The organism is Cellulomonas citrea, assembly GCF_009829685.1.
Lineage (GTDB): Bacteria > Actinomycetota > Actinomycetes > Actinomycetales > Cellulomonadaceae > Cellulomonas > Cellulomonas citrea.
Genome location: NZ_VWSD01000021.1, coordinates 20,623 through 28,946, shown reverse-complemented (window position 1 = coordinate 28,946; position 8,324 = coordinate 20,623). Strand labels below are relative to the sequence as shown.

Below are 8,324 nucleotides of genomic sequence, written 5' to 3'. Positions count from 1 at the left end.
CGCACCGCCACCCACCAGCCCCGCGACGAGCGGAGCCACGACCCAGCACGCCGCACCGGTCACCGCGAGCCGGCCGGGCCCCGCCGCACCGGACGCGGCCGCGACCAGCAGCCCGACGCCCACGGCGACCGCCCCGGTGAGCGCCCCGACACCGGCCAGCACGTGCCACCAGGTGCGCTCCTGCAGGCGCCGGTGCACGAACAGCCCGACGAGGCACCCGACGGCGACCACCACGAGCGGGGCCAGCAGCGCCGACCGCTCATCGACCGCCGAGGACGGCAGGGCCCCCAGCAGCGGGAACGCCGGCATCGGGCCGCCGACGACGTGCCCGGCAGCGAACGACGTGCCGGAACCCACGCTGAAGCCGGGCCCGGCCAGCCAGCACAGCGCCCAGACCACGAGCGTGGGCAGGTAGGCCAGCTGCGCGAGCGCGAACACCACGCCCCCGACCGCGTCGAGCGGCAGCTCGCGCACCACGTCCCCGATCGTCGCCCGGCCGGCCAGCACCCAGACGCCCACGAGCACCGCGGCGCCCAGCATGAGCAGCGCGACGGCGATCCCGCCGGCGCGCGCACCGAGCATGACGAAGGACGGCAGCCTGTCGTGCACCCCGTCGCTCACGCGCCGCCAGGAGGTGCTCGTCGGGCGTCGCACGAGGCCCAGCCCGGTCCCGAGGGTTCCGACCACGGCGGCACCGGCCAGCACCACCGGCAGCCGCGAGCTGTCCCCCGCCAGCACGGCCACCACCGCACTGAGCAGCACGTACGTCACGGCACCGGCGACCAGGCCAGGACGCCCGGCGACCCCGGTGCGCCGGACCGAGGCGTACTGGGTGTACAGCGCCACCGCGGTCAGCCCGAGCGGCACGAGGGTGAGGGTGCCCGCCGAGGTGACCAGCGGCACCCCGTGGGCGAACAGCCACACCCGCAGTCCCACGACGGCGGCGGCCAACCAGCCCGACTGGTCCGTCGGGTCGATCGACGCGGTGAGCGACACGGCCACCGCGGGCAGCAGGACGACGAGCACGGACAGCGCCACACCCTGGGCCGACGCGAGCGCGGCCGCGGTCCACTCCGGCAGGCCGGCGTCGAAGGGCGAGCGGCGCGCAGGCTGCTCGGCCTCGACGACACGGGGCGGGACACGGGTGGGGGCACTCACCGAGCCATCGTCGCCGCGGACGTCGGATGTGCACCGAAGGCCGACCGGCGAGTCGCCGGTCGGCCTTCGGGTCGGACGGATGGTGGCGGGGCCGGGGCGGCCGACCCGCCCGGATCAGCGGGCGAGCAGGGCCCGGGCCAGTGCTGCGGTCTCGGACGGGGTCTTGCCGACCTTGACGCCGGCGGCCTCGAGCGCGTCCTTCTTCGCCTGAGCGGTGCCGGACGAGCCGGACACGATGGCACCGGCGTGGCCCATCGTCTTGCCCTCCGGGGCGGTGAACCCGGCGACGTAGCCGACGACCGGCTTGGTGACGTTGGCCTTGATGAAGGCCGCCGCACGCTCCTCGGCGTCGCCGCCGATCTCACCGATCATCACGATGACCTCGGTGTCCGGGTCGGCCTCGAACGCGGCGAGCGCGTCGATGTGCGTGGTGCCGATGATCGGGTCACCGCCGATCCCGATGCAGGTGGTGAAGCCGAGGTCGCGCAGCTCGAACATCATCTGGTAGGTGAGCGTGCCGGACTTCGAGACCAGGCCGACCGGGCCGTGGCCGGTGATGTCCGACGGCGTGATCCCCACGTTGGACTCGCCGGGCGTGATGATGCCGGGGCAGTTCGGGCCGATGATCCGCACCCCGGCGTCCTGGGCGTAGGCGAAGAACTCGGCGGTGTCGGCGACCGGCACCCCCTCGGTGATGACGACGATGAGCGGGACGCGGGCGTCCACGGCCTCGACGACGGCGGCCTTGGTGAAGGCCGGCGGCACGAAGACCACCGAGACGTCGGCCCCGGTGGCCGCCACGGCCTCGGCGACCGTGCCGAACACCGGGATCTGCACGGTGCCCTCGCCGACCTGGAAGGTCTGGCTGGTGCCCGCCTTGCGCGGGTTCACCCCGCCCACGATCTTCGTGCCGGAGGCGAGCATGCGCGTCGTGTGCTTGGTGCCCTCCGAACCCGTCATGCCCTGGACGATCACCGTGGAGTCACGGTTGAGGAAGATCGACATCGTGCTGCTCCTTCTCAGGCGGCCGTGTGGGCGAGCTCGGCCGCCTTGTCGGCGCCGCCGTCCATCGTCTCGGCCAAGGTGACCAGGGGGTGCGCGGCCTCGCGCAGGATGCGGCGGCCCTCCTCGACGTTGTTGCCGTCGAGCCGGACGACGAGCGGCTTGCTGGCCTCGTCACCGAGGATCGCCAGGGCCGCGACGATGCCGTCGGCCACCGCGTCGCAGGCCGTGATGCCGCCGAACACGTTGACGAACACCGCCTTGACCTGCGGGTCCCCCAGGATGATGTCGAGGCCGTTGGCCATCACCTCGGCCGAGGCGCCGCCGCCGATGTCGAGGAAGTTCGCGGGCTTGACCCCGCCGTGCGCCTCACCGGCGTACGCGACGACGTCGAGGGTGCTCATCACGAGACCGGCGCCGTTGCCGATGATGCCGACCTCACCGTCGAGCTTGACGTAGTTGAGGCCCTTGGCCTTGGCCTTCGCCTCGAGCGGGTCGGCCGCGTCCTTGTCCTCCAGCTCGGCGTGCGCCGGGTGCCGGAAGTCGGCGTTCGCGTCCAGGCTGACCTTGCCGTCGAGCGCGACGATCGCACCGTCGGCCGTGCGCACCAGGGGGTTCACCTCGACGAGGGTGGCGTCCTCGTCCCGGTAGACCTCCCACAGACGCTCCAGGACGGGGGCCACGAGCGGGCCCACCTCGTCGTCGAACCCGGCGGCCGCGACGATCTCCGCAGCCTTGGCCGCATCGATGCCGACCCGCGGGTCGACGGGGACCCGCGCGAGGGCCTCGGGCCGCTCGACCGCGAGCTGCTCGATCTCCATGCCGCCCTCGACGGAGCACATCGCCAGGTAGCGGCGCTCCGACCGGTCGAGCAGCACCGAGAAGTAGTACTCGCTCACGATGGACGCCCCGGCCGCCACCATGACGCGGTGCACGGTGTGGCCCTTGATGTCCATGCCGAGGATCTGGCCGGCGACCTGCTCGGCCTCGTCGGCCGAGCGGGCCAGCTTGACCCCGCCCGCCTTGCCGCGCCCCCCGGTCTTCACCTGGGCCTTCACGACGACGACGGCGCTGCCGGCCGCCAGCAGCTGCTCCGCGGCGGCGCGCGCCTGGGCCGGGGTCGTGGCGACGATCCCGTCCAGCACCGGCACCCCGTGCGCCTCGAACAAGTCCCGTGCCTGGTACTCGAACAGGTCCACCCTCTGGTCCTTCCGTCCGACCTACGTCGCATCGCCGCGGCGCCGTGGGAAGCGTAGCCGATTTCTCGACATCGAGAGACTTTGGTCCCCGGGGTCCGGTGCCGGCCGCTCCGGGTGCGGGACGGCACCTCCCGCCGCACCCTGGGAGCCATGGCGGAGGAGACGCAGGACAGGCTGGGCACGTTCACCTGGACCGAGATCGGGGTCGGCGACCTTGACCGCGCGACCGCGTTCTACGCCGCGGTCTTCGGCTGGCAGGTCGAGCCGTTCGGCGAGGACTACCGCATCGCCTCCGCCCACGGCCGGCAGGTCGCCGGGCTGTACCGCTGGCAGGTCCCACTGCCCGACGGCGTGCGGGTGTACGTGCAGGTGGCCGACCTGGAGGCGACGCTGGCCAGGGTCGAGGCGGCCGGCGGCACGGTCGAGCGCGCCCGCACCGCGATCGCCCCCGAGATGGGCTGGTGGGCCGACTTCCGCGACATCGACGGCACGCTGCTGGGCCTCACGACGGACCAGCCCGCCTGAGCCGTCCGGAAGGGCCCGCGGGGCGTCGACAGGTGCACCCGACCGACCGGGCCGGTCTCAGGACGCGGCCGGGTCCCCGGGTGGCAGCTCGTCGGCGAGCATCGCGCGGTAGGCGCCCGCCAGTGCGGCACGCTCGGGCTCGGGCACCGCAGCCGGGTCGAGCAGCGCGAGCAGACCGAACCCGAACCGACCGAGCGCGTGCAGGGTCGAGGCCTGCGGGTCGAGGCGGCGGCGGATCATCCGGTGCAGCGTCATCGGCGCGAGCTGGAGCACCGCGACGGCGACGGCGAGCGCCTCCAGGTCGCCGTCGGCCTCCCCCAGACCGCGGCGTCCGCGCAGGTCGACGAGCACCTGCTCGACCACGCGGTCGAAGAGCCGCTGCGCGGGGGGTGCGTCGTCGGCGAGCGCGCGCGACCAGTAGTCGAGCACCGCCTCGGAGGTCGCGGCGAGGTCGGTGAACGGCCCGAGCCCGGCGCACCCCGGTTCGCCCTGCCCGACCCGGACACCGGCCAGCACGTACCGGTCGCACTCCTCGCGCAGCCGCGCCTTGGTGCCGAAGTGGTGCTGGACCAGCGCCGGCGACACCCCGGCGCGCGCGGCGATGCCCCGGATGCTCGCCCCGTCGAACCCCGAGTCGGCGAACTCGCGCAGGGCCGCCTGGACGATCCGGTCGCGACCGGTGTGCTCGGTGGGCATGGCATGACTGTACAGTCGTACAGGGAGGTGTGCCGATGAAGGTTGCCATCGCACTCGCCGGGAGCACCGGGGACGTCGCGCCGTACACGGGCGTGGCCGCCCGGCTCGTCGCCCGGGGGCACGACGTCGTCGTCGCGGCGCCACGGGACCTGGCCGCGCACGTCGACGCGCTCGGACTGACCACCGCGCCGCTGCCCGCCGACGCCCGGGACCAGGTCGCCGACTTCGCCCCACCCACCGGCCCGCTCGGCCGGTTCGCCACCATGCGGCAGCTGTCCGGGACCCTCGCGGACTCCGGAGAGCTGCTCGCCCGCTCCCTCCTGCCCGTGGTCGCGGACGCCGACGTCGTCGTGCTGTCACCGATGACGATCCTCATGGCGCCCCTGCTCGACGGTCTCGGCCCGACGACGCTCGGCCTCTACCTGCAGCCGCTGCTGCCGACCCGGGCGCACGCGCCGTCGTTCCTGGGGGTGCGCAGCCTCGGCGGCCCCGCGAACCTGGCGTCCGCCCGCGCCTACCTCCAGGCCGTCTCCCGACCGCACTGGCCGCTCATCCAGCAGATGCGCGCCGAGCAGGGGCTCGCCCCGATCAGCGACCTGCGCGGCTACTACGAGGCCGCGCTGTCCGCCGGGTGGACCGTCGTCCAGGGGTTCAGCCGGCACGTCGTGCCCGACCCGCCCGACCTGCCGACCTCCGTCCGCACGGTCGGGTACTGCTGGCCCGTACCCGACCCGGCATGGGCGCCCGACGCCCGGCTCGTCGACTTCCTCGCCGACGGCCCGGCCCCGGTGGTCGTGACCTTCGGTTCGATGCCGCTCGGCGACGCGGCGGCCGTCCGGCGCATGCTCGTGGCTGCCGCGGCGCGGGCCGGCGTCCGGCTCGTGCTGCAGTCCGGGTGGGGGTCGCTCGCCGACCCGACGCACCACGACCCCACCGTGCTCGACGTCGGCTACGTCCCGCACGAGTGGCTGTTCGCCCGGGCAGCCGCCGTCGTGCACCACGCCGGCGCCGGCACCACGGCCGCCGGGCTGCGGGCGGGCATCCCCGCCGTGCCCGTGCCCGTGCTGCTCGACCAGCCGTTCTGGGCCGGGCGGCTACACCACCTCGGCGTCGCGCCGCGGCCGGTGCCGCTCGGCCGGCTCACCGTCGACCGCCTGGCCGACGCCCTGCGGACCGCCACCACCGACCCCGAGATGCGCCGCCGGGCCGCCGAGCTCGGTCGGCTGATCGCGGCCGAGGACGGTGCCGGCGCGGCGGCCGACGTGATCGAGCAGGTCGGCGGCGTGCCGGTTCGCTGAGCTCAGCTCAGAGCTTGGTGACCGGGGAGAACCGCAGCAGCAGCCGCTTGGTGCCCGAGCTGCCGAAGTCGATCTTCGCGACCGCGTTCTGCCCGGCGCCCTCCAGCGCCACGACCGTGCCCAGCCCGTAGGCGTCGTGCGTCACCTTGTCGCCGATCGCCAACGACGGGACGTCGGCACGCGGTTTGGCCGAACCGAAGCTCGCCCCCGTCGACGGCAACGGCTCGCGCCGCTCGCGCACCGGCGCCTCGCGACGCTCGGAGCGGGTGCCGAAACCCGAGCCCCAGCCGCCGCGCAGCGTCGAGGTCGACGACTCGCGCCGCCGCCAGTCGATGAGCTCGTCGGGCAGGTCCGCCAGGAACCGGCTCGGCGGGAACTCGTTGGGCACACCCCACGCGGTGCGCACGGCGGCCCGCGACAGGTAGAGCCGCTCCCGGGCCCGGGTGAGCCCGACGTACGCCAGCCGGCGCTCCTCGGCGAGCTGGTCCGGGTCCGCCAGGGACCGCAGGTGCGGGAAGGTGCCGTCCTCCAGACCGGTGAGGAACACCACGGGGAACTCCAGCCCCTTGGCCGTGTGCAGCGTCATGAGCGTGACGACCCCGGCGTCCTCACCCTCGGGCGAGGGGATCTGGTCGGAGTCGGCGACCAGCGAGACCCGCTCGAGGAAGTCGGCGAGGGTGCCCTCGGGCTCGGCCTGCTCGAACTCGCTGGCCACGGCGTGCAGCTCGGCCAGGTTGTCGACACGCGACCCGTCCTGCGGGTCCTCCGAGGCGCGCAGCTCGGCGAGGTAGCCGCTGCGGTCGAGCACGGCGCCGAGCACCTGGGCCGGGCCGGCGTCCTGGGCCAGCTCGCGCAGCTCGGCGAGCATCCGGGCGAACTCGCCCAGCCCGCTGATCGCGCGGGTGCCCAGACCGGGCACGTCGTCGAGCTGGTCGAGGGCCGCCCCGAACGAGACCTGCGCACGTTCGGCATAGGCGGCGACCATCTGCTCCGACCGCTCCCCCAGACCGCGCTTGGGCACGTTGAGGATGCGTCGCAGGTTGACGTCGTCGTCCGGGTTGGCGATCGCGCGCAGGTAGGCCAGCGCGTCCTTGATCTCCTTGCGGTCGTAGAACCGGGTGCCGCCGACCACCTTGTACGGCAGCCCGACGCGGACCAGCACGTCCTCCAGCACGCGGGACTGGGCGTTCGCCCGGTAGAAGATCGCCACGTCGCCGGGCCGGACGCCCTCGGCGTCGCCCAGGCGGTCGATCTCGGCCGCGACGAACCGGGCCTCGTCCTGCTCGGTGTCCGCGACGTACGCCACGATCTGCGCGCCGGACCCCGAGTCGGTCCACAGCCGTTTGGCCCGGCGGCCCGGGTTCTTGGCGATGACCGCGTTGGCGGCCGACAGGATGGTCTGGGTCGAGCGGTAGTTCTGCTCGAGCAGGATGGTGCGGGCCGCCGGGTAGTCGGCCTCGAACTCCAGGATGTTGCGGATCGAGGCGCCGCGGAAGGCGTAGATCGACTGGTCCGCGTCGCCGACCACGGTGAGCTCACCCGGCGCCAGCCCGTCCTCCTGGCGGCCGACCAGCTCCTTGACCAGCACGTACTGGGCGTGGTTGGTGTCCTGGTACTCGTCGACCAGCACGTGCCGGAACCGACGCCGGTAGTGCTCGGCGACCGCGGGGAACGCCTGCAGCAGCCCGACGGTGGACATGATGAGGTCGTCGAAGTCGAGCGCCTGGGCCTGCCGCAGCCGCGCGGTGTACCGGGTGTAGACCTGCGACAGCACCGTGTCGAAGTCGTTGGACCGCCCCTCGCCGCTGGTGCGCGCGAAGTCCTCGGCGTCGACCAGCTCGTCCTTGAGGTTCGAGATCTTGTGCGCCAGGGCCTTCGGCGGGAACTTCTTGGGGTCCAGGTCCAGCTCGCGACTCACCAGCGTGATGAGCCGCTGGGAGTCGGCCGCGTCGTAGATCGAGAAGCTCGACCGCAGACCCAGGGTGCTCGCCTCGCGGCGCAGGATGCGCACGCACGCCGAGTGGAACGTCGACACCCACATCCGCTGCGCCGACGGGCCGACCAGGGCGCCGACCCGCTCGCGCATCTCGGCCGCGGCCTTGTTGGTGAAGGTGATCGCGAGGATCTCCCCCGGCCGGGCACGTCCCGTCGCGAGCAGGTGCGCGATGCGGTGGGTGAGCACCCGGGTCTTGCCCGACCCGGCACCCGCGACGATGAGCAGCGGACCGCCGCCGTGCAGCACGGCCTCGCGCTGCTGGGGGTTGAGCCCGACGAGCAGGTCGGCCGCCGCGGGCGACCGGTCGTCGAGCGGCTCGTCCGACGGGTCGACGGTCGGGGCCAGACCGACGGGCAGCCCGGCCTGCGGGTGCGTGCGGACGGACCCGGCAGCGGACGCGGACGTCCCCGGGACGGGCAGCGGGAGATGGTCGAACAGTGAGCTCATGGC

Annotated in this window: 7 protein-coding genes; 2 read left to right on the top strand and 5 right to left on the bottom strand. The window is 74.0% G+C overall.

The window, feature by feature from the left end:
- From F2B26_RS04385 to sucC, 3 genes are all read right to left on the bottom strand, one after another.
- The coding region (locus F2B26_RS04385) for a cell division protein PerM (protein WP_159806826.1) at positions 1–1,158 on the bottom strand (1,158 nt) is incomplete at its 3' end.
- Positions 1,159–1,272: 114 nt separating this feature from the next.
- Complete coding sequence (gene sucD, locus F2B26_RS04380) at positions 1,273–2,163, bottom strand: succinate--CoA ligase subunit alpha (RefSeq protein WP_159806824.1); 891 nt, start codon at positions 2,161–2,163, stop codon at positions 1,273–1,275.
- 14 nt (positions 2,164–2,177) lie between these two features.
- On the bottom strand, positions 2,178–3,359 hold the full coding sequence (sucC, locus tag F2B26_RS04375; protein WP_159806822.1) for an ADP-forming succinate--CoA ligase subunit beta: 1,182 nt from the start codon (positions 3,357–3,359) through the stop codon (positions 2,178–2,180).
- 150 nt (positions 3,360–3,509) lie between these two features.
- Between sucC and F2B26_RS04370 the strand changes: the two genes are divergently transcribed.
- Positions 3,510–3,884 carry a VOC family protein gene (locus F2B26_RS04370; RefSeq protein ID WP_159806820.1) on the top strand — a complete coding sequence of 125 codons (375 nt, stop codon included), beginning with the start codon at positions 3,510–3,512 and terminating at the stop codon, positions 3,882–3,884.
- A gap of 57 nt (positions 3,885–3,941) precedes the next feature.
- Here the strand turns inward: F2B26_RS04370 and F2B26_RS04365 are convergent, their stop codons facing one another.
- The gene (locus tag F2B26_RS04365; protein ID WP_159806818.1) at positions 3,942–4,580 is read right to left on the bottom strand and encodes a TetR/AcrR family transcriptional regulator; all 639 of its coding nucleotides are present in this window, start codon (positions 4,578–4,580) and stop codon (positions 3,942–3,944) included.
- Positions 4,581–4,615: 35 nt separating this feature from the next.
- Here F2B26_RS04365 and F2B26_RS04360 point away from each other — a divergent pair, with 35 nt between their 5' ends.
- Positions 4,616–5,878, top strand: a complete 1,263-nt coding sequence (locus F2B26_RS04360; protein ID WP_159806816.1) for a glycosyltransferase — start codon at positions 4,616–4,618, stop codon at positions 5,876–5,878.
- 7 nt (positions 5,879–5,885) lie between these two features.
- Here F2B26_RS04360 and pcrA read toward each other — a convergent pair whose 3' ends face one another.
- A complete protein-coding gene (gene pcrA, locus F2B26_RS04355) occupies positions 5,886–8,321 on the bottom strand; it encodes a DNA helicase PcrA (protein ID WP_159806814.1) in 2,436 nt (811 codons plus the stop codon).
- Between the last annotated feature and the right edge of the window lie 3 nt (positions 8,322–8,324).

What these genes read in the sequence shown, in the direction of transcription:
- F2B26_RS04365 (WP_159806818.1), bottom strand. Translation starts at nt 4,580, where the DNA reads ATGCCCACCGAGCACACCGGTCGCGACCGGATCGTCCAGGCGGCCCTG.
- sucD (WP_159806824.1), bottom strand. Translation starts at nt 2,163, where the DNA reads ATGTCGATCTTCCTCAACCGTGACTCCACGGTGATCGTCCAGGGCATG.
- pcrA (WP_159806814.1), bottom strand. Translation starts at nt 8,321, where the DNA reads ATGAGCTCACTGTTCGACCATCTCCCGCTGCCCGTCCCGGGGACGTCC.
- F2B26_RS04370 (WP_159806820.1), top strand. Translation starts at nt 3,510, where the DNA reads ATGGCGGAGGAGACGCAGGACAGGCTGGGCACGTTCACCTGGACCGAG.
- F2B26_RS04360 (WP_159806816.1), top strand. Translation starts at nt 4,616, where the DNA reads ATGAAGGTTGCCATCGCACTCGCCGGGAGCACCGGGGACGTCGCGCCG.